Below are 24,397 nucleotides of genomic sequence, written 5' to 3' on the forward strand. Positions count from 1 at the left end.
AGATATCGGCCTTTTCATGTTACCAAAAAAACAAACCTGCAAGGGCCACACCGGCAATTAAACCAAGGCCAAGTCCGTATACAGGGCCCCAACCCCATCCGCCGCCGTAATATCCGTAGGCGAATCCGCGGCCTCCCCGTCTGATCATCGGGGCGATATACACTTTGCTTGGTGATACACGGACGATTCTTCCGACATGGACGCGGCCTCCTTTGTCGGTGATTCTCGCAACTCTGCCAACATTTTGGTGGCAAAACCTATAATATCGGTCCACTTGAATGCTCCTTCCATCATCTAATCTATTCTATTCCTAGTCAGCTTATGATAGTTTCAATAGAAAAGGTTGGACGAAAGAAGGAGGACAAATGATGGTTTATAGATGTGATATAAAAATAATATGATCAAGAGAATCCCGGTATTTTTCCAGGTAATGCAGGTGTTTTTCCATTGTTTCATAGTTTTTGTCGGAAATCGAAGGCGACAGATCCATTTCGACGGCGTCATCAGGGTCTGCTGTGTCTTCCAATAGGACAGGGATGATGCTAACCTTTGAAAATCCTTCTTCCCGCAGGACATTGACCCATTCATTCTCGGCATATAAAGCGGTGAATCCGTAAAAGTCCGTGATTTCTTTTTTGGCTTCGTCTGTCAGAGCGTTGCCTTCCTTAAGGCACACTTCGATCGCGATCAGCATCCCTCCGGGTTTTAAAATCCGCCGGATTTCCTGTAAAGCGGACCGGATATCTGTGAAGCTCAGTACAGATTCAGATAATACACAGGCAAAGCTTTCAGACTGAAACGGCATTTCCTCGAGTGGAGAGTGGACAATCGGAATGGATAGCTGTTCTTTTTTGAAACGCTGTCGGGCTTTATCGATCATGACCGGGTCGGCATCAAGGGCAGTGACAGGAAACAGCATCTGCCCCAAATAAGCGGCGGTCTGGCCGGTTCCGCAGCCTGCATCAAGAATCGGCTGCTCAGGGTCGATGCCGGCTTTGGCGAGCACTGCCTTTGACAGGGACATCCCGCCAGGATGAGCGGATGAGACGCCGAAGCTGGCAAGCATGTCTAAATAATCGCTCAAATTGAGATCCCTCCTTTTTTGTATGCATATGCAAAAAAGGAATAATGGTTGAAAAACGATCGAATCCCAGCAGACCGGAAAATCGGATCCTGAGTAATTCGAGTTGACGAATAAAGATTCGTCCATGATAATATGGTAAGAAGAAAAGGTGGTGTTCGTTTGAAACAGCAGTTAAAACTCTTTTTGGCTGTATTGATTACGGCTGTCGCCGCCTCCGCACTGACGCTTTATCTGGTGGGCAAAGGCAGCGGCGGTTCAGTATATTCCGCTTCAGACTCCGAGAAATTCGAAAAGCTGATGGCGGCGTACGACAAAATCAAGAGCGACTATTATCAAAATGCAGACGATGAAAAGCTGACTGACGGGGCAATTAAAGGGATGCTTGGAGCTTTGGACGATCCATATTCAACATACATGGATAAGAAAGAAGCTAAAAGCTTTGAAGAAAGCATTACCTCTTCTTTTGAAGGAATCGGCGCCCAAGTAGAAGAAAAAAATGGACAAATTCTAATCGTCGCGCCTATTAAAGGATCTCCCGCAGAAAAAGCCGGCTTAAAGCCGCATGATGAAATTCAGAAAGTGGACGGCAAAAGCGTAAAAGGCAAGACCGTCAACGAAGCGACAGCAATGATCCGCGGCAAAAAAGGCACGAATGTCAAGCTTGTTCTCAACAGGGGAGGCGTCGGCCAAATCGATGTTACGATTAAGCGCGATACGATTCCAATCGAAACGGTGTACTCTAAAATGATCAGCGGCAACATCGGTGAAATCCAAATTACGTCTTTCTCTGAAAATACCGCTAAGGAACTGACGAAAGCCATTGATGACTTGTCTGAAAAAGGTGCGGAACGATTCGTGCTTGACCTCAGAGGAAATCCCGGCGGCCTGATGGACCAAGCGATTATGATGAGCAACATGTTTGTCGATAAAGGCAAAACCATTATGCAGGTTGAATCCAAAAACGGGAAAAAAGAAGTGTACAAAGCTGAGAAGGAGCGAAAAGTGAACAAGCCGACCGTCGTTCTCGTCAACGGAGGAACGGCAAGCGCCGCTGAGATCATGGCCGCAGCACTTCACCAGTCTTCAGGCATCCCGATTGTGGGTGAAAATACGTTTGGAAAAGGAACGGTTCAAAATGCGGAGAGCTTCTCTGACGGATCGACCGTCAAGCTGACGATTGCCAAGTGGCTGACGCCAAATGGTGACTGGATTCACGAAAAAGGAATCAAACCTCAATATAAAGCGGAGCTCCCAAGCTATGCTAAACTGCCGTACCTGGATTCCAAAAAAGAGTATAAGGCAGGCAGCACCGGAGACGAAGTGAAAGCTGCCCAGCAAATGCTCCAAGCGCTCGGCTATAAGCTGAATGCGACGGGGGCATTCGACGCACAGACAGAGGCTGCCGTTAAGGCTTTTCAAAAAGACCAAAAGCTGAAAACGACAGGCATCCTAACGGGCGAGACGACGATCAGCATGACAAGTAAGCTGCAGGCTAAGCTTGCTGACAATGATACGCAGCTGGATAAAGCGATTGAGATCTTAAAAAAAGAAAAATAAAAGAAACCCTTGCGCTCACACGAAGCGCAAGGGTTTTTTAGTGATCAAGCGCTTTTTTGCACATCCTTCTTAGCATGGAACAAAAAGCTGATCACAGAATTGTGTTTTACATTTTTCGCAAAAAACGGATTCAACAAGACAACGGTCAAAAGGTTGGCGGTAAGCCCCCAGAAGCCTTCGTAAATGCCGAAAGTGGCACCTGTTAAATAAACGGTAAATGTAACGGCCAGGCCGATGAGAAGACCGATGATCGTCGCTTCCTTCGTCTGGTTTTTCCAGAACAGGCTGATGACGATGGCAGGGAATATCTGCACCATGCCTGATACACCGAGCAGCTGAAGCGTTACAAGCGCTGCCGGGAACAGCATTCCGAATAAAAGGGCCAGACCGATGACGACGAATACCATCGAGCGGGTGATGATCGTCAGCTTTTGTCCCGAAACGCGGGGGTTGATCAAATCGCGGTATAAATTGTTAGCGAATAGGTTGGATGCCCCTATCGCCATAATCGAACACGGGATCAGACTTGCCAGGGCAATCGTTGAATAGGCGAATCCTTGCGTGACGCCGCCGTAGGAACTTTGAATTAAATACAGCAATGCAAATCTCGGGTTAATGTCATCAGGAAGTACGAGAAATGCGATAAAGCCTAAGAAAATGACTAAAATCAATACAATATTGTACAACGGCAGAAACATACTGTTCTTTCTGAGTGCATCCGCGCTGTTCGCCGTGAAAACGCCTGTCGCCGCATGGGCCCACATGAACAGAGCAAACGCGGAAACGATCGATGCCGTGATGAACCAGGCGATTCCGCGAGGTCCGTCAGAAGGGATTGTCAGCATATGCGGCGCTTCATTTGCCAGCTTGTCAATCATCGGCGTCCAGCCGTTAAAATGGATGAGCGGCAACGAAACGACCATAAACAGCATCATCACCCAAACTAAAATGTCTTTAATAATGGCAGTGTATGTAGGACCTTTGATGCCGCTGAAAAACGTATAAAGCGCGACAAGGACGAACGAAATGATTACGACGACATTGACGTTAATAAACCCTGTACCCGCGACTTGAAGCGTATCCTGAATTCCGCTGAGCTGCAGGCAGATATACGGGATCAGCATTAAGACGCCGACAATCGCAACAAGCGAAGACAGGAGCTTGCTGCTGAAGCGCTCCCTTGCATAATCGGCCAGCGTTGTGAGCTGGTGCACTTTCGCAACCTTCCAAATCTTCGGCAGAAAAAAATAGGCGATGAAATAGGCCAAAACCGAATAAGGAATCGCGAAAAAAGCGACGCTTCCGCTTGTAAAAGCGGTGCTTGTCAATCCTAAAAACGTGTAGGCCGTATACAAGTCGGCACCCACAAGAAACCAGACGAGCAGCCCTCCGAACCGCCTTCCGCCGACAGACCACTCTTCAACCGATTTCCGCGACTGCTTATTGCTGCCGGCGATAAACCCGATACAGACCACGGTCAAAATAATGCCGGCGGTGATGAGGAGCGCTGTTAAATTTCCCTGCATCACTCATAACCTCCGTTTCTTTTCTCAAATCTGTAAATCGCAAATGTGATCATCGGTGTCAGCACAATCCACAGCACCAGCCAAAAATGAAAAAATGGAAGTCCGAAAACGATCGGATCAATCCGGTTTACAAATGGTAGCAAGGCAAGCTGCCCGATAAAAGGGATGATGAACAAAACCCATTTAAAAAGCTGTTGATTCACCTTTTTTCCTCCTTTAGCGATTTTAATGTTCATAATCATAGCAGTTGTCAGATTTAATCACAAGATAATTATTAGAAAAAAGTGATTTTTTAAATTATTTAAACAGGCGTTCTGGCTTGCATATTCGAAAGTATAACTTTACAATAATTAATATCTTGAATTCGAGATAAAACAGAATGAAGAGGATCACCATGCAGGAGACTGCTGAGTAAAAGAATGGGAAAGAGACGGGCGAACGGGGGCTTTTTGATTGATGAACCGCTGGAAAGCACCGGCGCAATGACATCGCTGAAACAAAATGGGAAAAGGAGTGAAAGGAAATGAATCATATATATGAGAAAGGGAATTCTGATACCACCCTGTTGTTATTGCATGGAACAGGGGGAAACGAACACGATCTTCTGCCGATCGGCAGGATGATTGATTCCGATGCAAATTTACTCGGAGTCAGGGGAAATGTGCTGGAAAACGGAATGCCCCGGTTTTTCAGGCGCTTGAGAGAAGGGGTGTTTGACGAGAAAGATTTGATCGACCGGACGGATGAATTAAAAGTGTTTTTAGATGAAGCCGCAAATGAATTTCACTTTGACAGGAGCCGGGTGGTCGCAATCGGTTATTCAAACGGCGCCAATATCGCGGGAAGTCTGCTGTTCCGTCATGAACGTGTACTGAAAGGGGCGATTTTGCATCATCCGATGGTTCCGTTTAGAAATCGCAAGCTCCCTGATATGACAGGCCTGCCCGTGTTCATTGGAGCCGGCAAAACAGACCCCCTCTGCCCGCCGCAGGAATCAAGCGAGCTTGCCGGCTATTTCACAAACGCCGGCGCCCAAGTACTCCTTCACTGGGAAAGCGGCGGTCATCAGCTGACACACAGCGAGATCGACCAGGCGAAAATCTGGTATGAAAAGCATATAAAAGCATAAAAATAAACCTTAGTCCTTTTTGGGGACTAAGGTTTTTAGCGTGTTTACAGCCATGTAGATACGTCAGACACATCAAAACGATTGCTTTTGTGCGCAGGTTTGACCGGTTTTCCGATCGAAATCAGCATGACCGGTACATAACGTTCATTGATGTTGAATTCTTTAACGAACGCTTGCTTGTCAAAGCCGCCCATCGCGCATGTGTCATAGCCCATAGCTTTAGCCGCAATCATCAGCTGCATGGCCGCGAGCGATGCGTTAGTAAAGGCGGCGTCTCTTGCAAATCCGCTGTTTTGATAAGCGCCGTTGATTTGTCCGAGCAGCGTGTTTTTAATGTCTTCGGTCATATAACCTGCTTCTGTCAGAGGGCCGTATACGGCTTCACCGTTCAGGTTCGCTTGTAAGTCTCCAAGCACGGCTACAACCGCAGATGCCTGGCTGACTTGTTTTTGGTTGAACGCGATCGGAAGGAGCTTATCTTTTGATTCTTGGCTGTGGAAGACTGTAAAATGCCAGTGCTGCAGATTCCAGGCTGACGGAGCCTTTGTTGTGACGCTCAGCAGCTTTGTCAGCTCCTCTTTGGAAATGGAAACGCTTGTGTCATATTCTTTAATCGAAGTACGCTCTTCCAGAATGTTGAGAGCGGTGTTTTCTTGTGAAGACATGTGACTTCCTCCTTTGGGCTAAACATGTTATGATAGAGTCAGACAAAAAGTTAGAAACTTACTTTTTGTAACTTTATTGAGTATTTTAATGGCACACATTATATTTGTCAACTGGATATGGAGGGGTGAGAGAATTGGGGTTTACAATGTGTCCTAGAATGGAAGCCGCCTTTTCTTTACTCGGCAAACGATGGAATGGATTGATCATCCATGTATTGTTGGATGGACCTAAACGGTTTAAAGACTTGACCGAAATGATACCGATGATTAGCCAAAAAATGCTGGCTGAACGTTTAAAAGAGCTCGAACACTGCAAAATAATCGAGCGCCAAGTGCTGCCGGAAACGCCGGTAAAAGTCATCTATCAATTGACAGACAAGGGAACGGCGCTAGAGCCTGTCCTCAGAGAGATACAAACCTGGGCCGAGCATCATTGCGATCCGGAAGGGAGCTGACCGGATTGACTAGTAAAGAAACAGTCGTCATTACAGGCGGGGCCAAAGGCATCGGAAGAGACCTTGTGACCGCCTATGCTCAAAAAGGTTTTATCGTCGTATTCGCCGATGTACTGAAGGAAGAGGGGGAACAGCTTGAAAAAGAGCTGACCGCTTCCGGAGCGCGGGTTCAGTTTGCAGCTTGTGATGTGGGATCTGAAGAAGATGTGAAACAGCTGATGCAGGAAGCTTCCCGAAACGGCCGTTCGATATCTGCGCTCATTAATAACGCGGGCAGATCAGTTTGGAAGTCCCCTTATGATTTGACGGCGGAAGAATGGGACGATGTTCTGAATACCAATTTGAAAGGCGCGTTTCTTTGCGCAAAAGAAGCCGCCAAAAAAATGAAAGAAGCGAAAACAGGCGGAGCCATCGTCAATATCGCTTCGACAAGGGCGTTTATGTCCGAGCCTGACTCGGAAGCCTATGCCGCGTCAAAAGGGGGCTTAATCGCTTTGACTCACGCATTGGCCGCGTCTTTAAGCAAAGATTCAATCGTCGTCAACAGCATTTCCCCGGGATGGATCGAAACTGGTGATGATACTGCCCTGCGGCCTATTGACCACGAACAGCATTTGTCAAACAGGGTCGGCCGCCCTCAGGATATCGTCAAAGCATGCTTTTACTTGACCGATCCGGACAATCGCTTTGTCACCGGTACAAACTTGACGGTGGACGGCGGAATGACAAAAAAAATGATTTATGAAGAATAGCCCAAACGTTTCCCGACTTTATGAATACCTTTACTATAGGCAGACATAAAGGAGGATAAAAGCCAATGAACCCTCATATGCTTTATTCGAGATCAGGTCCTGCCGGATACCCGGCAAGATTCCCGTTATTCTGGGGTTTTGGAGCGCCGCTTGTCGGCGGATTGCTGGGCGGATTTCTCGGAAGTGCGATTTTTAACTACCCAAGACCTTACGCTTACCCGCCGCCATACCCTGGACCTTACGGCGGCACGCCTTATTACGGCTACGGGTCAGCTCCTGGGGCCGTTCCGTACGGAGGTGTTCCGGGCGCAGCTCCATTCAGAGGGGCGGGATCGGGCTATTGATCAATAAGCCAATTGTTGCTGGCATCTAAAATGCCGGATGTCCAATATGAAGCGGCGGCCAAAGCTTGCGAATCTTTTCGCCTTTGGCCGCCGTCTCATTCTTTCCGGATCGATCAGTCAGGGAACTGTACTTTTCCAGGTACGGTATATGCGCTTGACGTCCCGTTTTCCGGCAGTTTTTTGATCGTGTCTTTTACGACTTTTCCTCGGATATCTGTAATTCTGACTTTAAGCGGACTTGTCCCAAGATTGGTGCTGACGAAATGGTTGTAGTCCGTTTTCTCCATGTTGATCCACTTTCCGCCTTTGTAATATTCCATTTTCATGACGGGATATTTGTGATTTCTGACTTGGATTGCCGCCCACCACTGGCTGCTGCCTTCTTTGATCCGGTAAGTGAAATTGCCGGTAATCGGCGCTTTGACTACACGCCATTTAATGTTGATTTTGCCGTCTTTCATATCGCCGATCTGGCGAAAAGCGTTCGGTGAAAGGTCAAGAGCTCCCGGCGCGCCTTCAGGATACAGATCGGTCACATAGACGGTCGTTTTTCCTTTCGGCCCTTCAACCCGCAGATAGGCGCCGGCAAGAGCTGCTTTCACTCCGCGGTAATTCATATCTGTCGGATTTAAAGCGGTGATCTTCATATTGGACGGAATAGGATCCAAAAGCAATGCACCGCCGGAGTAACCCGACCCCGTGTAAGTGGCGTAGCCCTTATGCAGTGAGTTGTATGCTGCAGAAGCTTGAGGTGAAAAACAAAGGATCGTCAAAAACATTGCTGTGATCAATAAGCTGATTTTCTTTTTCATATCCATCCTCCTGTTTTATAAATTGAGAACCATTATCATTATAAGGACTAACTGACAACAGCCGAAAGAGCAAATAGTTACAGAGATTTTTTAAGGAATAATGACTACCACCGTTGAAATGTAAAAGTTCAGCCGCATGTCAGGCAAATGAGGTGATCATCCTTGAGGACTAGTGTTAAAATGGTACAGGAAGAAAAAAAACAGCCTGCTTTGCCAAGCTGGCCGTTTTCAAAACGTGATGTCGATTTCAGACAGGTTAAAGTCCTCATTTTTTAAGAACATCACTTCTAAAATGCCGTCTTTAAATATTGCTTTCGTACCCTTTCTGCGCACTAGAGAGGGGAGAACGACTTTTTCCTGCCGCCCTTTTTCAGGGTAGTTTTCTATGATCAGGGTTTGTGAAGTATGTTTAATTTTCAGAAGGTTAAGCTGTTCTTGGGTGAGCGGTATTTTAACAAATACATGGCTTGTCGTTTCAAAAATATCAATCGGATCAGATTCATCTGCCGCCTGTGTTTCTTTTGAGAGAGGGTCACGAAAAGGAAATTGAACTGCATACCCCGGGCCGAAAACGCTTTTCATCATGTGGTGGATATACTGCTCCACATCTTTCGGGTCAGCGTTTTTTAATCCGTCCTTGGAAAACTGCTGAAATGGAAAAAAGCGTTGCCAATCAAACACGATCACACTTCCTTTCACATAGACGGTACAGTATATGCAAAAAAGTGCGGAAAGTGATGAGAAGAAAGGAAAGAAACAGACATGAATCATTCATCTCAAACGAAAGGAATCATTTACACAGCGCTTTCTTATCTGCTGTGGGGGCTCCTTCCTTTATATTGGAAAGTGCTCGATCAGACGGCTGCGCTCGATATACTGGCGCACCGGATTATCTGGTCATTTGTTTTCATGTGCGGCGTGCTTCTCGTTTTGCGGCAGTGGAAAAACGGAGTCAAAGCATTTCGCGCGCTTTCGGGAAACCGTAAGGAATTTGTACCGCTCATTTTGTCGTCCGTTCTGATTTCGATCAATTGGTATGTCTACATATGGGCTGTCAGCAACGGTTATATTCTTGAAGCGAGCCTGGGCTATTACATCAATCCGCTCGTATCGATCGTGCTCGGAATTGTCTTTTTAAAGGAAAAGCTGACGCGGATGCAGGGAGCGGCAGTTCTTCTCGCTGCCTTCGGCGTGCTTATTTCCGCCTTCCAGTACGGTTCCGTGCCGTACATCGCCCTGATACTTGCATTCAGTTTCGGGCTCTACGGACTGGCGAAAAAGCGGACATCGCTCTCAAGCGCCATAGGACTTACCCTGGAAACGATGATGATCGCTCCGGTTGCAGTGATCTATCTGTTGTTCTTCAGCCATCCGGAAAAGGCTCAAGCCGCTTCAGGGAGCATCGGCATGATGGTACTGCTGTTTTTGGCAGGAGTGTTAACTGCGATTCCGCTGCTTTTATTTGCGGAAGGTGCGAAAAAACTTCCGCTTTATCAAGTCGGCATTTTGCAATATATCGCTCCGACCATTACATTATGCTTAGGCGTGTTCGTCTACCATGAACCGTTCAGCAGCAGTAAGGTCTTTACGTTTACCTGCATATGGGCGGCGCTGATTTTGTTTACACTTTCGCAATTTCAATGGAAGAAACCGGAGAAGGTATTTTTAAAAAGAAAAAACTCCTTTCATCCGTAAGCCCTTTTTCTTTTCAATAAGCACTGATTATGTATAATTAAACATTATTGAAGCAATTCGGAGGTTATTCCGTCATGGCAGACGAACTAGAGCTTTTCTGGGCGTATAAAACCCTTTGGAAAAACCGGACGATGGACGGAGAAGGCAGGCAGGCGCTTCATCGGGCGATTGATGATGAGTTGAACGACCTCCGCACCCATCCAAGGCTCAGAAAGACGAAGCACGAAAAATACTATCAATCAATCCGGCGCATTGTGAATTCACAATTGGAACCAGATATGAAGCTCAAGCTGATTGAATGGCATACGGAACGATTGGAGTTATTAACAAACGAAGAAAGCAGGGAGTAACATGAAAGCAATAATAAAAGAAGATGTGCAGGCTTCTTTGGAAACATTTTTAAACCAGCCTGTTTACATTCATTTGGAGACGACAACCGGATCGTATTCCGCGCATAAAGATGAGCAGAACATGACCGTGGTGGCGTATATCAGAAACGCGAAGGTGACATGCTCCCGCGCCAAAATCACGGGCGAGGGGCCATTTCGCGCCGGTTTGAAAATCGAAGACGGCTGGATCTACGCCGAAGGCCTGACGGATTATACGGTTGATGATGAAGGAAGGTTGCTTCTCGCCGGCTATTTGCCGGGCGGCAAACTCGCCATTTCGCTTCAAATCAGCAAAAAGCCATTTGCAGTCTAAAAAGAAGGTGTTATAGATGAAAAAACATTTACTCGTGATCTTGCCGCATCCTGACGATGAATCTTTCGGAGTCGCCGGCTTGATCGCCTTAAACCGAAAAGAAGATATACCTGTAACATACGCGTGCCTGACGCTGGGCGAGATGGGAAGAAATATGGGAGACCCGCTTTTTGCCAACAGGGAAACCCTTCCGCTGCTCAGAAAGCAAGAGCTGATCGACGCCTGCAGGGAAATGGATGTACAGGACTTGCGCATGCTCGGATACCGCGATAAAACGCTCGAATTCGAGGATGAAGAAAAACTGGCCGATCGAATAGAGGCTGTCATTGATGATGTAAACCCGAGCCTTGTTGTGACGTTTTATCCGGGACACGGCGTTCATCCTGACCATGATGCGTGCGGTGCCGCGGTTATCAGGGCATTATCGCGGAAAAAGAAAGAAGACCGGCCGCGCGTCTTATGCATGGCCATCACCCACCACAGGGAAGAGGTTCTTGGCAAACCTGATGTCGTTCTTGATATCAAAGAAGCCGCAGATATTAAAATGAACGCGCTCAAAGCGCATAAATCTCAAACAGGCGGCTTTATGAAAGAAATCGAGAAAAAACTCGCCAATGGCGAGCCGGTTGTTGAGACATGGTTTGAAAAAGAAACATTTTGGACCTATCAATGGAATGATTAAAATGATCAAAAAAGGTGTCGGGCATATGAGCCCGGCACCTTTTTACACGCTTTGAGTGTGAATATAGCGGTTTTGAATGCGTTTGAGCCTAAAGAACAGCCCGACTGCACCGGCTGCGAGCCCCGTGATCAGTCCGATCCAGTACCCGAAAGCTCCGAATGAAGTATACGTTCCGATCACAAAACCGACCGGAAGCCCGATAATCCAATACGAGACGAGAGCTGTGACAAGCGTGTAGTTAACATCTTTATATCCTCTGAGCGCTCCTTGAATCGGAGCGGCGATGGCATCTGACAGCTGAAAAAACAACGCAAACAGCAAGAAGTCCTTTGTCAGAAGCAGCACATCCCGGTCAGCCGCATACAAGCCGGCAATTTGCTCTCTGAACAGTAAAATGATGAGTGCGGTGAATAATGAAAAACCGACCGCTATTGAAATGCCGAGATAGCTGTAAGTTCTCGAGTCTTTAAACCGTTTTGCTCCGGCCTCAAAGCCGACGACAATTGTCAGCGTCATCGATACGCTCAATGGAAGCATGTAAAGAAGCGAAGCGAAATTCATTGCCGCCTGATGGGAAGCGATCGTGACCGTGTCAAAATGGCTCATCAGCAAAGTGACAGCTGCGAATATACTCGTCTCAAAGAAGATGGCGAAACCGATCGGAATGCCGATCTTCAGCAGTTTCATACTTTCAGCAAAAGAAAATGAATAGAATGTTCCAAAAATCCTAAACTGGTGAAACGGCGTCTTTTTGTGGACGATGTATAAAGAGATCAGACAAATGCACCAATATGTGATGGCGGAAGCCATACCGGCTCCTGCTCCTCCAAGCTTTGGAAAGCCGAAGTTCCCGAAAATGAACAAATAATTCAAAACAAAATTAATGGGCAGAGAACAGAGCGTAACCAGCATCGTCACCCGCGTTTTTCCGAGTGAATCAATAAAGCAGCGCATCACATTGTAAACAAACAGCGGCAATATGCCGAGCCCGATGCAGATTAAATATTGCTTTGCGATGACCGCTACCTTCTGTTCAAGATCGAGATTCTCAAGCACCGGATCAATCAGTAAGTACCCGGAGACGATCACGGCAATGCTGATGATTCCGGCCACATAAATCGATTGAATAACAGTATAAGGGACATCCTTTTGCCGCTTGGCCCCCATCAGTTGGGCGACCATCGGTGTTACAGCTGTCAAAATGCCGGCAAGCCCTGTATAAACCGGGGTCCACAAACTCGAGCCGATTGCGACGCCGGCGAGGTCGGCGGCACTGACTTTGCCTGACATCACCGTGTCGAGAACCGTAATGAGCGACAGTCCCGCTTGCGTAATCAAAATCGGAATTAAAATCGTTAAAAACTGCCTTGTTTTCTCCCGCAAATCCTTTGTTTCCCTCATATCAGTTCCCCGTTTCTTTTGGATAACGAGAGAAATTATAACACGTTATGTATAAAATGCAATAAATGTCTGTTCAATCTTTTTTCGCCTGTTTTGCTTTTTTAAACATTTGCACATAAATAAAGGAAAGAGAAAGAATTCCTAAACACGTACATAAATATTGACATATTTTTTGAATGGCCAAGAAGATTCACCTCCATATCTTAAAATGCGTCATAAAAGGAGGAAACATGCATGAAAGCGGCGGTAATAAACCGGAAGTTTTTTTATGTGTTTTCTAATAGTAAATAACGACTATTGATATACAAAAACGAATGAGTATTAAGTGTTAATTTTAGATTTATCTTTATATTAAGATAGGAAATAAGAATCTATAGATGAAATAGTAAAACGCCGTTCGATCTAAAAAAAGATACTCCCAATTCCGGATGTTGGCAAAAAAAATGTATGATATAGTCAATTTATGGTTTCGTGGAGGAATTTGTGCTGAAATGTAGAAATGTATGAGTGATCCTGATCTTTGCTTTTCGATTAGGCAATAGATGAGGATTGATCGGCGATTTACGGTAAACTAATGAATAAGAATACGCAGTTTTTACACCCTCAACTTGAACGCTGGGCTTGACCGTTTGATCCGAAAAAGAAAATCGGCTGTAAAACGGCACAGAAATCCGCATGTTACGGCGTCTATTCGGGCTGTTTCGGCACATGCAGCATATCCAGTTAACTCCTTCTCGCTGTTTTTCACCATGAACCTCTGATTTTAAAACAACTGATCATCGTATTTCCGAAAACTTAAAACTCAAACCTTTGCAAAAAAAGCACCCGATATCTCGAGCATTGAAAAAAGTGTTGATTTTTGTCAATGTGCCTATCAGTCTGTATTTTTAATAAGAAATTTGTAAAAAGGCAAAAAGACTATTAAAAAAATATAAATTAGACCGATACAAATCGTGAATTGCATTTTTTGCTTAAGAATATAAAAGGGGGCTTTCAGCCAAAGGCCATCCATACGGTGATCAGATCACCTGCCTGACCGGCTGGATAAAGTCTTAAGCAATGGCAAATGTAATGGCATACATAGAGAGAACGAAAATGAAACGGGAGGTTAAGAGGTTATGAAGAAGAAGATAGCAGTAGGTTTGGCGGCCTCTGCGGTAGTTGGAACTTCATTGGCGGCGTCACCGGTAGAAGCCCAAACCATCAAGGTGAAAAGCGGAGACTCACTGTGGAAGCTTTCAGCTGAGTACAATACCAGTGTTTCGGCACTTCAATCAGCCAACAATCTTTCATCTACAGTTATTTATGTCGGACAAACTTTAAAAGTACCGGACGGCAAGTCAAAAAGCAGCTCACAGACAAAATCCGCAAGTTCCAGCTCAAGCTCAAGCACTGCAAAGTCAACTTACACAGTGAAATTAGGAGATTCCTTGTGGCTGATTGCCAAAGACTACAAAACAACCGTAAAAGAGATTAAAAACTTAAACGGTCTGAGCAGCGATATGATTTACCCGGGACAAAAGCTGGTTATTAAAGGAAGCGCGAAAAACACCGGTTCCAGCTCTGGCTCAAGTTCGAGTTCCAGTTCGAAATCATCCAGCTCATCCTCAAGCTCGCAAAGTTCAAGCAGCACATACAAAGTCAAATTGGGCGATTCTTTATGGAAAATTGCCAATAATTTGAATATGACAATCGCCGAAATTAAAACGCTGAACAACTTGAAGTCGGACACGATCTACCCGAACCAGGTTCTTAAAGTGAAAGGAACGGTTTCCAGCGGAAGCAAAACATCTTCTGGTTCGTCTTCAAATTCTTCATCAAGTAAAACGAACACAAGCAGCAGTTCAAAAACGACCACTTACACGGTTAAACCAGGCGATTCTCTGTGGAAAATTGCAAATTCGATGAATGTGACAGTACAAAGCATCAGAGAAGCTAATCGATTAAAAACAGATGTCCTGCAAGTCGGCCAGAAGCTTAAAATCTCCGGTGCATCGACTTCCGGATCATCTGGCAGCCCGTCTTCCAGCTCGCCGAACTCTTCAGTTTCAACCGGCACTTCGACAAGTGCAAAGGTCGAACGGATGATTGCAGAAGCAGAAAAGCATATCGGCGTGCCTTACAGATGGGGAGGCAACAACCCTTCAGGCTTTGACTGCAGCGGATTCATCTATTACACGTTGAACAAAGTCACATCTGTCTCAAGGCTGAGCGCAGCCGGATACTGGAGCGTCATGTCACCAGTCAGCCAACCTTCAAGAGGAGACTTCGTTTTCTTCCAAACATATAAAGCGGGCCCTTCACACGTCGGCATTTATTTAGGAAACAACAAGTTTATCAATGCCAACGATTCCGGTGTCACTGTCAGCGACATGAACAATTCCTACTGGAAACAGCGCTATCTCGGCGCAAAACGGTATTCATTCTAAAAAAGCCATTTTATATGGCTTTTTTTTTGCGTGTTTTCAGGATAGGAAGGACAGGTTTAATGCCCCTCTTCGTTGTCTAAACTGAAAAGAAAAGCGAAGGGGGGAGCCGTTTGAGAACATTACATTACATATTGCTCACATGTATGGCTGTTTGTTTGGCAGCTGCATGTACACAGCAGAAAGAAATTCAGCAAAAAAATGTCGAACAGGAACATAGAGTAACCTTTGAAGCGATGACACAGCCATTAAAAGTACCGCTGATCAAACGCGACGGTACGGAAACCGGTTTTATAGAAGTGTCTGAATCTGCTGCAGAAGGCCTTGATATCAGAGTCAGCGCCCATAATCTGCCGCCGGGAATGCTTGCTTTTCATATTCATGAAACGGGCGTGTGTAAAAAGCCTGATTTTGAAAGTGCGGGTGCTCATTTCAATCCTGACCAAAAGGAGCACGGCTTTCACAATCCGAAAGGACCGCATGCCGGTGATTTGCCGAATATTGAAGTCGGAGCCGACGGCAAAGTCGACGTTATCGTAAATGCGCCGGACGTCACCCTCGATCAGAAAAGCAAGTTCAGTCTGCTTGATCATGACGGAAGTGCTTTCGTCATTCATGAGCATCAGGATGATGATCTGACAAATCCATCCGGAAACTCCGGAGCCCGGATGGTTTGCGGAGCGCTGACGAACACCGGAAAAAAGTGAATCGGCGCATGGAAGCCGTTTATATTGAGGGCAGTGCATCTTTTCTAGTATACTTACATACAGAAGACGCTTTGAGAAAGGAATTTTACAACACATGAAATATGATCTGCATGAACTAGAGCTGCCTGAAAAAATAAAAGAGCGGCTGATTCAGTCTGCCGCTAAACCTGTTGCCGCGGAATACCAATCATTGATTGGAACGCCCGGTTATGAAGCGGAAGACAGCGCCATTCTCTATGACGCGATGATCGCGCTGTCACTCGGAAAAAACGTTTTGTTAAAAGGCCCGACAGGCTCCGGAAAAACAAAACTTGCCGAAACGCTCTCCGCTTATTTTCAAAAACCTATGCACAGTGTCAACTGTTCTGTGGATCTTGATGCAGAGGCGCTTGTCGGTTACAAAACGATTGAAAACACCAACGGGAACGCCTCTATTGAATTTATCGAAGGTCCTGTGACAAAAGCGATGAACAACGGCCATTTCCTATATATTGACGAAATCAACATGGCGAAACCGGAAACGCTGCCGATCTTAAACGGGGTGCTCGATTACCGGAAAATGATGACCAATCCGTTTACGGGGGACGTCATCAAAGCGAAAGAGGGATTCGGCGTGATTGCAGCGATAAACGAAGGCTATGTCGGAACGGTCCCGTTGAACGAAGCGCTGAAAAACCGGTTTGTCATTATCGACGTGCCCTACATTAAAGGTGACCTGCTGAAGCGGGTGCTTGAAACACAATCCGAACTAAAAAATCAGAAGCTGCTGAACCGGTTTGTTACCCTGTCATCGGACTTAATGACGCAGGCTCATAATGGACAGGTTTCTGAAGAGGCCGCTTCCATCAGAGCGCTTCTCGATACTTGCGACCTGTCGACATATATTCCGCCGCTGCGAGCGATCGAACGCGGCATCGTTGAAAAGCTTGATGATGAACGCGAAAAAGCGGCGGTCCGAAATATTGCCCAGACTTTGTTCGAATGAGGGTTTTTTTATGAAGTTTATTAAATTCAATGACAGCAAGATTGACTCTCTGCTTTTTATGGAGCTGACAGATCTCGCGAAAACGCTCGCGAAAAGCGATCAGGTTGAAGTGGAGTACGGGGTTCAGTCTTACTACAATCCTTTTGAGAAAAAGATCTACATGAGCCATTTTTGGAAAGACCGGAACCACCGGGATATGGTAGACGGTTTGAAAAGCGATGTATACTTGCGGTCAATCGGCTCCCGTTACAGCTCGATGAAAGACTTTTCCCGCATGCTTGACGCGACTCGGAAATATCATTTTAAGAGTTTGGCAAAACAGTTGTTTATGCTTTTTGAAGATATCAGAATCGAAGAGTTCATCAAGAGGGAGCGGCCCGGTACAAAACCGGTATTTTCGAGCCGGAAATCAATGTACCGGAAACATTTTGCGACCCAGTTGACGCTGAATCTGGAGCGGAGCATTTTTACAGATGCTTTGTTTTGCGCTGTATATCTTAAGCTGACCGCGGAGTCGCCGCTTGATGAGATACCGGCTATCCATGAATCGGTCGATCCGATGAAGGGATTTATAGAAGCCGAGCTCGCCCGAGTATTCGAAGCGCGTTCAACTGCTGACATCGTCTCGATTGTAAGCGGGCTGATGGAAGGTTTTGAAGAGGTGCTCGAAAAAGATATGCTTAATACGTACTTCTTTTTTCCGGAATTGGAATACGAACAAGTTGACGAAGAAGCGCTTTTTCAAGATTTGAAAGCAAAACCGAAGCTGAGCGAGGATCTGACGCTTGAAGAGAAAAGTGCGGGTGATGAGGAAGTTCATGAAGAAGAAATGCCGACTTGGCACAGAGAAACGGAAGCTCCGGCGAAAAGCTTTCTCCAGTTTGATTTGGAGCACGGTGCAAAAACCGATATTTCCGGCGGGGCTTTAAGAGAAGGCGAAGACGGCGACCAAGCGCTCGGGTCAGTTCAGGGAACGGCGAAGCAGACGAAAAGAAAAGACTATTCAAAACTTGAATCGCTTGAATCTGTTCAAGATGAGCCAAACGGCGGCGCCGCACCAGCCGGCAAAGAAAACCGCTATGCGTTTTCGGTGATGAAGCCTCCGGAAAAACCTTCTAACGAAGACATATTAGACTACCAGGCTCAAGCAAAAACAATCGAATCGTATCAAAAACGGCTCAAGCAGATGATTCAAAAAACGCTCGAGCATAAAAAAACGCTCCCGAGAACCGATTTGCATGCAGGCAGATTGAACAATAAACTGCTCCGTTACTTTACAGAGCGCAATCCGCGCCTCTTCTATAAAAAGCAAGAACCGTCAACAGAGATCGACGCCGTTTTTACATTGCTCGTCGACTGTTCAGCAAGCATGCATGACAAAATGGCCGAGACGAAACGGGGCATTGTCCTGTTTCACGAAGCGCTTAAATCTGTTGCTGTCCCTCACCAAATCGTCGGTTTTTGGGAAGATACGAACGATGCGACAGAGACGAGCCAGCCCAATTACTTTCATACGGTCGTCTCTTTTGCGGATTCCTTAAAAGCAGGCGCCGGACCGCATGTCATGCAGCTTGAACCGGAGGAAGACAACCGGGATGGATATGCGATCAGACAGATGACAAAGATGCTTGTTCAAAGAAGCGAAGCTCAGAAGTTCCTGATTGTCTTCTCAGATGGGGAGCCGGCCGCATTCGATTATGAACAAAACGGGATTGTCGATACACATGAAGCCGTTATGGAAGCGCGGAAACGAAATATTGAAGTCATCAATGTATTTTTATCAAACAGCGAAATCGAAGAATCACAAATCAAGACGATACAGGACATGTACGGAAAGTACAGCCTTTTCGTGCCGGACGTCGATCAGCTTCCCGATGTTCTGTACCCGCTTTTAAAAAAGCTGTTGAACAAAAGTATAGGCTAGATAGGACAGATGGCAGCAATACTCGCGGCCATCTGTTTTTTATCGTAGAAACACAGTGAAATATTGAAATTTTTATTATTTTTATCAACTTAATTTTTTGCGGAGCACATCGGGATGTTAAAAAATAGACGGTTAGGGGAAATATGTGAATAAATAATGAGCCGGTTTAAAAGAATTCGGTCTGAAAGTTCAAAATTATAAAATTTTTTATTTTTCAAGATGATTTTTTAATTTTATTTGAACAATCTGTGTAGAAACAAATGAGAAACAGTGGTAAAATGTACGTGGAAGCGTTTTTATTACATATTTCTGGGCGTAAGGTTCAGAAGATATATTAAGATAGTGAATCATTCACTTGATTATTAGGTTGGGGGTAATGTTCAAATGTTTCAAAATAGTATGAAACAAAGAATGACTTGGGAAGAATTTCACGGTCCGAACCTCGGCTATGTGCTGGAGCTTTACGATCAATACGTCAAGGATCCAGAAAGCTTGGATGCTGATTTAAAAGAGATGTTTGACGAACTTGGAGCTCCCCCGGGCGATATAAGGGCCGCCTCTCTAAAAAACGAAGAGGCAGATTTCACGGCTGGATCTATTCAAAAAATCGCATCAGTGATAAAACTCGCAGAAGATATTAGAACCTATGGCCATTTAAACGCTTCCGTCAATCCACTGAGAAAAACACAAGAGAAACAGGAGCTTTTTCCTCTTGCTGAGTACGGGTTAACTGAGCAGGATGTGAAAAAAATTCCGGCGTCTGTCATATGCAAAGATGCCCCTCAAGAAGTAACGAACGGTTTAGAAGCCATCCAGTACTTGAAAAACACATACAAAAAATCGATTTCTTTTGAATTTGACCATGTGCACATTTTTGAAGAGCGCAACTGGCTGATGAAAAAGATCGAATCCGGGGAATTATTCGCCCCGAAATCGAAAGAAAAGCTGGTGGAAGTTTTAAGAAGGCTGACAGAAGTTGAAAGCCTTGAACAGTTTCTCCACAAAACCTTTGTCGGGCAAAAACGCTTTTCAATAGAAGGACTTGATGCGCTTGTGCCCATGCTGGATGATATTATCGCCAAGTCCGTTTCGGCAGGTACGACAAACGTTAATATCGGAATGGCGCACAGGGGCCGCCTGAACGTTCTTGCGCATGTGCTCGGAAAACCTTATGAAATCATTTTTTCTGAATTCCAGCATGCGCCGAACAAAGATCTCGTTCCGTCGGAAGGTTCGACAGGGATCAATTACGGCTGGACGGGTGACGTAAAATATCACCTCGGCGCCAACCGTCAGATTCAGGATGAGCATACGAAAACGGCGCGCATTGCGCTCGCGAACAATCCGAGCCACCTGGAGTTCATCGATCCGATCGTTGAGGGATCGACAAGAGCCGCCCAGGAAACGAGAACGGAGAGCGGCTATCCGCTTCAAGACGTTAAAAAATCGCTGGCGATTCTGATTCACGGCGATGCGGCATTCCCAGGGGAAGGCATTGTCGCGGAAACGCTGAATTTAAGCCAGCTTAAAGGCTATCAGGTGGGCGGAGCGATTCACATTATCGCCAATAACATGATCGGCTTTACGACGGAAAGCAATGAGTCAAGATCGACGAAATATGCAAGCGACCTTGCAAAAGGTTTTGAGATTCCGATCGTCCACGTCAATGCGGATGATCCTGAAGCATGCCTTTCAGCGGTTCAGCTCGCTGTTGAATACCGCATGACTTTCAACAAAGACTTTTTGATCGATCTGATCGGCTACCGCCGTTTCGGCCACAATGAAATGGATGAGCCGTCTGCAACGCAGCCGATGCTGTATGATGCGGTCAGAAAGCACCCGACCGTCAAGAACATCTTTGCTGAAAAGCTGATTCATAACGGGATCGTCGATAATGAAACCGTCGACAAAATCGGGGACGCTGTCATGAAGCGTTTAGAAGAAGCGTATCGCAAAGTGCCGGCCAAAAAGGAAGATATGACGCATGAAATCGTTCTTCCGGAACCTGTTTCCAACGGTTTTCCTGATGTTGACACGTCGGTTGATGTTGAAACTTTGCGCAAAATTAATCAGGAGCTTGTTTCATGGCCTGAAAACTTCAACGTTTTCGATAAGCTAAAGCGAATCCTCGAAAGGCGCGCCAAAGCGTTCGACGATGACCGAAAAGTCGACTGGTCGCTTGCAGAGGCGATGGCTTTTGCATCCATTTTGAAAGACGGCACACCTCTAAGGCTGACCGGGCAGGATTCAGAACGCGGCACATTCGCACACCGCAACCTTGTCCTTCACGACAGCAAGACAGGGGACGAATTCATCGCACTGCATCACCTTGCAGATACGAAAGCGTCATTTGCGGTTCACAACAGCCCGCTTTCTGAAGGATCCGTCCTTGGCTTTGAATATGGATATAACGTGTCTTCGCCGGAAACGATGGTGATCTGGGAAGCGCAGTTTGGAGACTTTGCAAACGCGGCGCAAGTGTACTTTGATCAGTTCATTTCTGCAGGAAGAGCGAAATGGGGACAAAAATCAGGGCTCGTTGTTCTCTTGCCGCACGGCTATGAAGGGCAGGGACCTGAGCATTCAAGCGGAAGAACGGAACGCTTCCTTCAGCTGGCGGCGGAAAACAACTGGACTGTCGCCAACTTGACGAGCGCTGCCCAGTACTTCCATATTTTAAGAAGGCAGGCGAAGATGCTCCTTCGCGAGGAGATCCGCCCGCTGATCATCATGACGCCGAAAAGCCTGCTGAGAAATCCGAATACCGTATCAGAAGTGCAGGAGCTCAGCGACAGTAACTTTAAGCCGGTCTATGAAATGTCAGGACTTTCCCATCAGTATGACAAAGTGACGCGCCTCGTCCTTTCAAGCGGTAAAGTTTCGATTGACATCAGCAGTCATTTCAATAAAATGGAAGGTGAAAAAGATTGGCTGCACATTGCACGGGTTGAAGAGCTGTATCCTTTCCCTGCAAAGCATATTAAAGCGATCTTCAGCAAACTCCCGAATTTGGAGGAGATTGTCTGGGTACAGGAAGAACCGCAAAATATGGGTGCATGGAACTATATCGAGCCTTATTTAAGAGAGATTGCTCCAAAGGACGTGAAGGTCCGCTATATTGGCAGAAGAAGACGTTCAAGTCCGGCAGAAGGGGATCCGACGGTTCATAAAAAGGAACAGGAACGCATTGTATCTGATAGCTTGACTCGCAAAAATTAAGGGGGAACTAAAAAATGGCGGAAATTAAAGTACCTGAATTAGCGGAATCAATTTCAGAAGGAACGATAGCCCAATGGCTGAAACAACCGGGAGATTATGTAGAACAAGGGGAATTCCTGCTTGAGCTGGAGACTGATAAAGTCAACGTTGAATTGACGGCAGAGCAGTCCGGCGTTCTTCAGGAAGTGCTGAAAGATTCCGGTGACACGGTTCAGGTCGGCGAAATAATCGGAACGATTTCAGAAGGCGAAGGAGAAGGAGGCCAATCAACGGCTCCTCAAGCTGACGCTCAAGAAAGCGCCGGCGCTTCGGAAGAGAAGCCAGCCACGTCTGAAAAGACAGCCGAACCTCGCGAAAGCGCGAACGATGAGGCGGATACAACCAAAACAAGGACAATCGCTTCTCCGGCTGCCCGAAAGCTCGCCCGTGAAAAAGGCATCGATTTATCGGAGATTCCTACCGGTGATCCGCTCGGAAGGGTCAGAAAGCAAGATGTTGAATCTTATCAGAAGAACGAGCAGCCGCCAAAAGCTCAGCCTGAACCAAAACGCGAAACACAGGCGCCGGCTGCTAAACAAACCGAAAATGCAGGTAAACCGGTAGAGCGTCAAAGAATGTCCCGCCGGAGACAGACGATCGCCAAACGCCTCGTTGAAGTTCAGCACACCGCCGCTATGCTGACGACATTCAACGAAGTGGACATGACGGCGGTCATGAACCTAAGGAAACGCCGAAAAGATCAATTCCTTGAGCAGCATGATGTGAAGCTCGGATTCATGTCATTCTTTACAAAAGCTGTGGTCGCCGCGCTGAAAAAATTTCCGCTCCTCAATGCGGAAATTCAAGGCGACGAGCTTGTGATCAAACAATTCTATGACATCGGAATCGCTGTTGCTGCGCCGGATGGCCTCGTCGTACCGGTCGTTCGGGATGCAGACCGCAAAACCTTTGCTGATATTGAAAAGGATATCGGAGAGCTTGCGAAGAAAGCGAGAAACAACAAATTGTCGCTCAACGAGCTTCAAGGAGGCTCCTTTACGATCACAAACGGAGGAACGTTCGGATCACTGTTGTCGACTCCGATTTTGAACAGTCCGCAAGTTGGTATTTTGGGCATGCATAAGATCCAGCTGCGCCCTGTGGCAATTGATGAAGAGCGTTTCGAAAACCGCCCGATGATGTACATTGCATTATCGTATGACCACCGGATCGTCGACGGTAAAGAGGCAGTCGGCTTCCTGGTTACGATTAAAAATCTGCTTGAAGATCCTGAACAGCTTCTGTTGGAAGGTTAAATCAAGAAAAAAGCTTTGGCCGCATGTACGGTCAAAGCTTTTTGTTTATCATCTGCGGGGCAGGAGAATAATTGTTATTCTTCTGCTTATTTGCTTTCTTGCTCCAGTATGTCGCAAGCCATGAGCCTGAAAGGTTATGCCAAACGCTGAAAACAGCGCTCGGGACAGCGGAAAGAGGAGAGAAGTGCGCCGTTGCCAATGCTGCACCGAGACCCGAATTCTGCATGCCGACCTCAATGGACACGGCTTTTTGTGATGCATAATCCATTTTAAAGCACTTTGCCAAAACAAAGCCAAGGAAAAGGCCGAGGCCATTATGAAGAACGACGACTGCAAAAATCAACAGCCCTGATTGAATAATGTTTTCCCGGTTGCCTCCGACGACCGCGGTGACGATGGCGACGATGCCGAGAACAGAGACGAGCGGAAGCACCTGCACCGCTTTTTTCACTTGTTTTGTAAAGAAAAATTGAACGATCAGCCCGGCGATAATCGGGAGCAGCACCGCCTGTAAAATCGACAAGAACAGTGAGCCCGGAGATACCGGAAGCCATTCTTTTGCGAAAAATAAAATGAGAAACGGCGTTAAAAAAGGGGCAAGCAATGTGGAAACCGTTGTAATCGCCACTGACAGGGCGATATTTCCCTTCGCCAAAAATGTCATGACGTTTGATGCCGTTCCCCCGGGACAGCATCCCACTAAAATGACTCCAACCGCTATTTCGGAGGGAAGCCCGAGTCCATAGGCCAGTCCAAAAGCGAGCAGCGGCATGACCGTATATTGAACCAGCACACCGATCAGCACATGCAGGGGACGTCTCAGCAGCTCTTTAAAATCGTCCGCTGACAATGTCAATCCCATGCCAAACATAATCACGCCAAGCAGGATGGTAATATAAGGGGTGATCCAGGTGAATTGCGTCGGAAAGGCAAAGCCGAGAACCGCAAACAGAATCACCCAAATGGCAAACGTTTTTCCTGCAAATTGACTGATTTTGATCAAATAACTCATAAGTCCAGCTCCTCACATCTGTAGA

General features: G+C 46.4%; 24 protein-coding genes. 15 read left to right on the forward strand and 9 right to left on the reverse strand.

The window, feature by feature from the left end; all coding sequences use genetic code 11:
- Positions 1–19: 19 nt before the first annotated feature.
- On the reverse strand, positions 20–274 hold the full coding sequence (locus M1D90_RS10485; RefSeq protein ID WP_020451839.1) for a hypothetical protein: 255 nt from the start codon (positions 272–274) through the stop codon (positions 20–22).
- A 99-nt stretch (positions 275–373) separates the two neighbouring features.
- Positions 374–1,084 carry a class I SAM-dependent methyltransferase gene (locus M1D90_RS10490; protein ID WP_023857372.1) on the reverse strand — a complete coding sequence of 237 codons (711 nt, stop codon included), beginning with the start codon at positions 1,082–1,084 and terminating at the stop codon, positions 374–376.
- A gap of 159 nt (positions 1,085–1,243) precedes the next feature.
- Between M1D90_RS10490 and M1D90_RS10495 the strand changes: the two genes are divergently transcribed.
- The gene (locus M1D90_RS10495; protein WP_456283432.1) at positions 1,244–2,641 is read left to right on the forward strand and encodes a S41 family peptidase; all 1,398 of its coding nucleotides are present in this window, start codon (positions 1,244–1,246) and stop codon (positions 2,639–2,641) included.
- Positions 2,642–2,685: 44 nt separating this feature from the next.
- Here the strand turns inward: M1D90_RS10495 and M1D90_RS10500 are convergent, their stop codons facing one another.
- Entirely contained in the window at positions 2,686–4,167 is a 1,482-nt protein-coding gene (locus M1D90_RS10500; protein WP_456283434.1) for a sodium:solute symporter family protein, read from the reverse strand.
- Positions 4,167–4,370 (reverse strand): DUF3311 domain-containing protein, encoded by a 204-nt coding sequence (locus M1D90_RS10505; protein ID WP_020451835.1) that lies wholly within the window; start codon positions 4,368–4,370, stop codon positions 4,167–4,169. The genes M1D90_RS10500 and M1D90_RS10505 overlap by 1 nt, the downstream gene beginning before the upstream one ends.
- Positions 4,371–4,690: 320 nt before the next feature.
- On the opposite strand from M1D90_RS10505, the gene M1D90_RS10510 reads away from it, so the two are divergent.
- Positions 4,691–5,296: an alpha/beta hydrolase gene (locus M1D90_RS10510; protein ID WP_025811283.1), complete on the forward strand. Its 606-nt coding sequence runs from the start codon at positions 4,691–4,693 to the stop codon at positions 5,294–5,296.
- A gap of 44 nt (positions 5,297–5,340) precedes the next feature.
- Here M1D90_RS10510 and M1D90_RS10515 read toward each other — a convergent pair whose 3' ends face one another.
- On the reverse strand, positions 5,341–5,961 hold the full coding sequence (locus M1D90_RS10515) for a nitroreductase family protein (protein WP_020451833.1): 621 nt from the start codon (positions 5,959–5,961) through the stop codon (positions 5,341–5,343).
- Between the two features lie 134 nt (positions 5,962–6,095).
- Between M1D90_RS10515 and M1D90_RS10520 the strand changes: the two genes are divergently transcribed.
- From M1D90_RS10520 to M1D90_RS10530, 3 genes are all read left to right on the forward strand, one after another.
- Positions 6,096–6,416 (forward strand): winged helix-turn-helix transcriptional regulator, encoded by a 321-nt coding sequence (locus M1D90_RS10520; RefSeq protein WP_023857369.1) that lies wholly within the window; start codon positions 6,096–6,098, stop codon positions 6,414–6,416.
- A 5-nt stretch (positions 6,417–6,421) separates the two neighbouring features.
- Positions 6,422–7,168, forward strand: a complete 747-nt coding sequence (locus tag M1D90_RS10525; RefSeq protein WP_025811284.1) for an SDR family oxidoreductase — start codon at positions 6,422–6,424, stop codon at positions 7,166–7,168.
- A 65-nt stretch (positions 7,169–7,233) separates the two neighbouring features.
- Entirely contained in the window at positions 7,234–7,512 is a 279-nt protein-coding gene (locus tag M1D90_RS10530; protein WP_025811285.1) for a hypothetical protein, read from the forward strand.
- A gap of 113 nt (positions 7,513–7,625) precedes the next feature.
- Here the strand turns inward: M1D90_RS10530 and M1D90_RS10535 are convergent, their stop codons facing one another.
- Positions 7,626–8,324, reverse strand: a complete 699-nt coding sequence (locus M1D90_RS10535; RefSeq protein ID WP_020451830.1) for an expansin EXLX1 family cellulose-binding protein — start codon at positions 8,322–8,324, stop codon at positions 7,626–7,628.
- 228 nt (positions 8,325–8,552) lie between these two features.
- On the reverse strand, positions 8,553–9,005 hold the full coding sequence (locus tag M1D90_RS10540; RefSeq protein WP_101561003.1) for a spore gernimation protein GerT: 453 nt from the start codon (positions 9,003–9,005) through the stop codon (positions 8,553–8,555).
- A gap of 81 nt (positions 9,006–9,086) precedes the next feature.
- Here M1D90_RS10540 and rarD point away from each other — a divergent pair, with 81 nt between their 5' ends.
- The 4 genes from rarD to bshB2 all read left to right on the forward strand — a co-directional run bounded on the left by rarD (position 9,087) and on the right by bshB2 (position 11,403).
- Positions 9,087–10,019, forward strand: coding sequence for an EamA family transporter RarD (rarD, locus tag M1D90_RS10545; protein ID WP_020451828.1), 933 nt, complete (start codon positions 9,087–9,089; stop codon positions 10,017–10,019).
- A gap of 74 nt (positions 10,020–10,093) precedes the next feature.
- Positions 10,094–10,369 carry a hypothetical protein gene (locus M1D90_RS10550; protein ID WP_456283437.1) on the forward strand — a complete coding sequence of 92 codons (276 nt, stop codon included), beginning with the start codon at positions 10,094–10,096 and terminating at the stop codon, positions 10,367–10,369.
- Between the two features lies 1 nt (position 10,370).
- Entirely contained in the window at positions 10,371–10,721 is a 351-nt protein-coding gene (locus M1D90_RS10555; RefSeq protein WP_020451827.1) for a YojF family protein, read from the forward strand.
- Between the two features lie 16 nt (positions 10,722–10,737).
- Positions 10,738–11,403 carry a bacillithiol biosynthesis deacetylase BshB2 gene (gene bshB2 / locus M1D90_RS10560; RefSeq protein WP_025811289.1) on the forward strand — a complete coding sequence of 222 codons (666 nt, stop codon included), beginning with the start codon at positions 10,738–10,740 and terminating at the stop codon, positions 11,401–11,403.
- Positions 11,404–11,445: 42 nt separating this feature from the next.
- Here bshB2 and M1D90_RS10565 read toward each other — a convergent pair whose 3' ends face one another.
- Positions 11,446–12,804, reverse strand: a complete 1,359-nt coding sequence (locus M1D90_RS10565) for an MATE family efflux transporter (RefSeq protein WP_023857362.1) — start codon at positions 12,802–12,804, stop codon at positions 11,446–11,448.
- A 1,118-nt stretch (positions 12,805–13,922) separates the two neighbouring features.
- On the opposite strand from M1D90_RS10565, the gene M1D90_RS10570 reads away from it, so the two are divergent.
- From M1D90_RS10570 to odhB, 6 genes are all read left to right on the forward strand, one after another.
- On the forward strand, positions 13,923–15,233 hold the full coding sequence (locus M1D90_RS10570; RefSeq protein WP_023857359.1) for a C40 family peptidase: 1,311 nt from the start codon (positions 13,923–13,925) through the stop codon (positions 15,231–15,233).
- 143 nt (positions 15,234–15,376) lie between these two features.
- Complete coding sequence (locus M1D90_RS10575; protein WP_407640594.1) at positions 15,377–15,937, forward strand: superoxide dismutase family protein; 561 nt, start codon at positions 15,377–15,379, stop codon at positions 15,935–15,937.
- Positions 15,938–16,031: 94 nt separating this feature from the next.
- Positions 16,032–16,922 (forward strand): ATP-binding protein, encoded by an 891-nt coding sequence (locus M1D90_RS10580; RefSeq protein ID WP_023857357.1) that lies wholly within the window; start codon positions 16,032–16,034, stop codon positions 16,920–16,922.
- Positions 16,923–16,932: 10 nt separating this feature from the next.
- Positions 16,933–18,846 carry a nitric oxide reductase activation protein NorD gene (locus M1D90_RS10585; protein ID WP_105978772.1) on the forward strand — a complete coding sequence of 638 codons (1,914 nt, stop codon included), beginning with the start codon at positions 16,933–16,935 and terminating at the stop codon, positions 18,844–18,846.
- A gap of 384 nt (positions 18,847–19,230) precedes the next feature.
- Complete coding sequence (gene sucA, locus M1D90_RS10590) at positions 19,231–22,065, forward strand: 2-oxoglutarate dehydrogenase E1 component (protein WP_023857355.1); 2,835 nt, start codon at positions 19,231–19,233, stop codon at positions 22,063–22,065.
- Between the two features lie 14 nt (positions 22,066–22,079).
- Positions 22,080–23,360 carry a 2-oxoglutarate dehydrogenase complex dihydrolipoyllysine-residue succinyltransferase gene (gene odhB / locus M1D90_RS10595; RefSeq protein ID WP_025811296.1) on the forward strand — a complete coding sequence of 427 codons (1,281 nt, stop codon included), beginning with the start codon at positions 22,080–22,082 and terminating at the stop codon, positions 23,358–23,360.
- A 31-nt stretch (positions 23,361–23,391) separates the two neighbouring features.
- Here odhB and M1D90_RS10600 read toward each other — a convergent pair whose 3' ends face one another.
- Positions 23,392–24,372, reverse strand: a complete 981-nt coding sequence (locus M1D90_RS10600; protein ID WP_023857353.1) for a bile acid:sodium symporter family protein — start codon at positions 24,370–24,372, stop codon at positions 23,392–23,394.
- Between the last annotated feature and the right edge of the window lie 25 nt (positions 24,373–24,397).

This window comes from Bacillus sp. JZ34 (genome assembly GCF_053903205.1).

Excerpts from the sequence above, each read along its gene's own strand:
- M1D90_RS10535 (WP_020451830.1), bottom strand. The coding sequence starts at position 8,324 with ATGAAAAAGAAAATCAGCTTATTGATCACAGCAATGTTTTTGACGATC.
- M1D90_RS10515 (WP_020451833.1), bottom strand. The coding sequence starts at position 5,961 with ATGTCTTCACAAGAAAACACCGCTCTCAACATTCTGGAAGAGCGTACT.
- M1D90_RS10500 (WP_456283434.1), bottom strand. The coding sequence starts at position 4,167 with ATGCAGGGAAATTTAACAGCGCTCCTCATCACCGCCGGCATTATTTTG.
- rarD (WP_020451828.1), top strand. The coding sequence starts at position 9,087 with ATGAATCATTCATCTCAAACGAAAGGAATCATTTACACAGCGCTTTCT.
- M1D90_RS10580 (WP_023857357.1), top strand. The coding sequence starts at position 16,032 with ATGAAATATGATCTGCATGAACTAGAGCTGCCTGAAAAAATAAAAGAG.
- M1D90_RS10510 (WP_025811283.1), top strand. The coding sequence starts at position 4,691 with ATGAATCATATATATGAGAAAGGGAATTCTGATACCACCCTGTTGTTA.
- M1D90_RS10550 (WP_456283437.1), top strand. The coding sequence starts at position 10,094 with ATGGCAGACGAACTAGAGCTTTTCTGGGCGTATAAAACCCTTTGGAAA.
- bshB2 (WP_025811289.1), top strand. The coding sequence starts at position 10,738 with ATGAAAAAACATTTACTCGTGATCTTGCCGCATCCTGACGATGAATCT.
- M1D90_RS10575 (WP_407640594.1), top strand. The coding sequence starts at position 15,377 with ATGGCTGTTTGTTTGGCAGCTGCATGTACACAGCAGAAAGAAATTCAG.
- M1D90_RS10565 (WP_023857362.1), bottom strand. The coding sequence starts at position 12,804 with ATGAGGGAAACAAAGGATTTGCGGGAGAAAACAAGGCAGTTTTTAACG.
- M1D90_RS10600 (WP_023857353.1), bottom strand. The coding sequence starts at position 24,372 with ATGAGTTATTTGATCAAAATCAGTCAATTTGCAGGAAAAACGTTTGCC.
- sucA (WP_023857355.1), top strand. The coding sequence starts at position 19,231 with ATGTTTCAAAATAGTATGAAACAAAGAATGACTTGGGAAGAATTTCAC.
- M1D90_RS10530 (WP_025811285.1), top strand. The coding sequence starts at position 7,234 with ATGAACCCTCATATGCTTTATTCGAGATCAGGTCCTGCCGGATACCCG.
- M1D90_RS10555 (WP_020451827.1), top strand. The coding sequence starts at position 10,371 with ATGAAAGCAATAATAAAAGAAGATGTGCAGGCTTCTTTGGAAACATTT.
- M1D90_RS10570 (WP_023857359.1), top strand. The coding sequence starts at position 13,923 with ATGAAGAAGAAGATAGCAGTAGGTTTGGCGGCCTCTGCGGTAGTTGGA.
- odhB (WP_025811296.1), top strand. The coding sequence starts at position 22,080 with ATGGCGGAAATTAAAGTACCTGAATTAGCGGAATCAATTTCAGAAGGA.
- M1D90_RS10585 (WP_105978772.1), top strand. The coding sequence starts at position 16,933 with ATGAAGTTTATTAAATTCAATGACAGCAAGATTGACTCTCTGCTTTTT.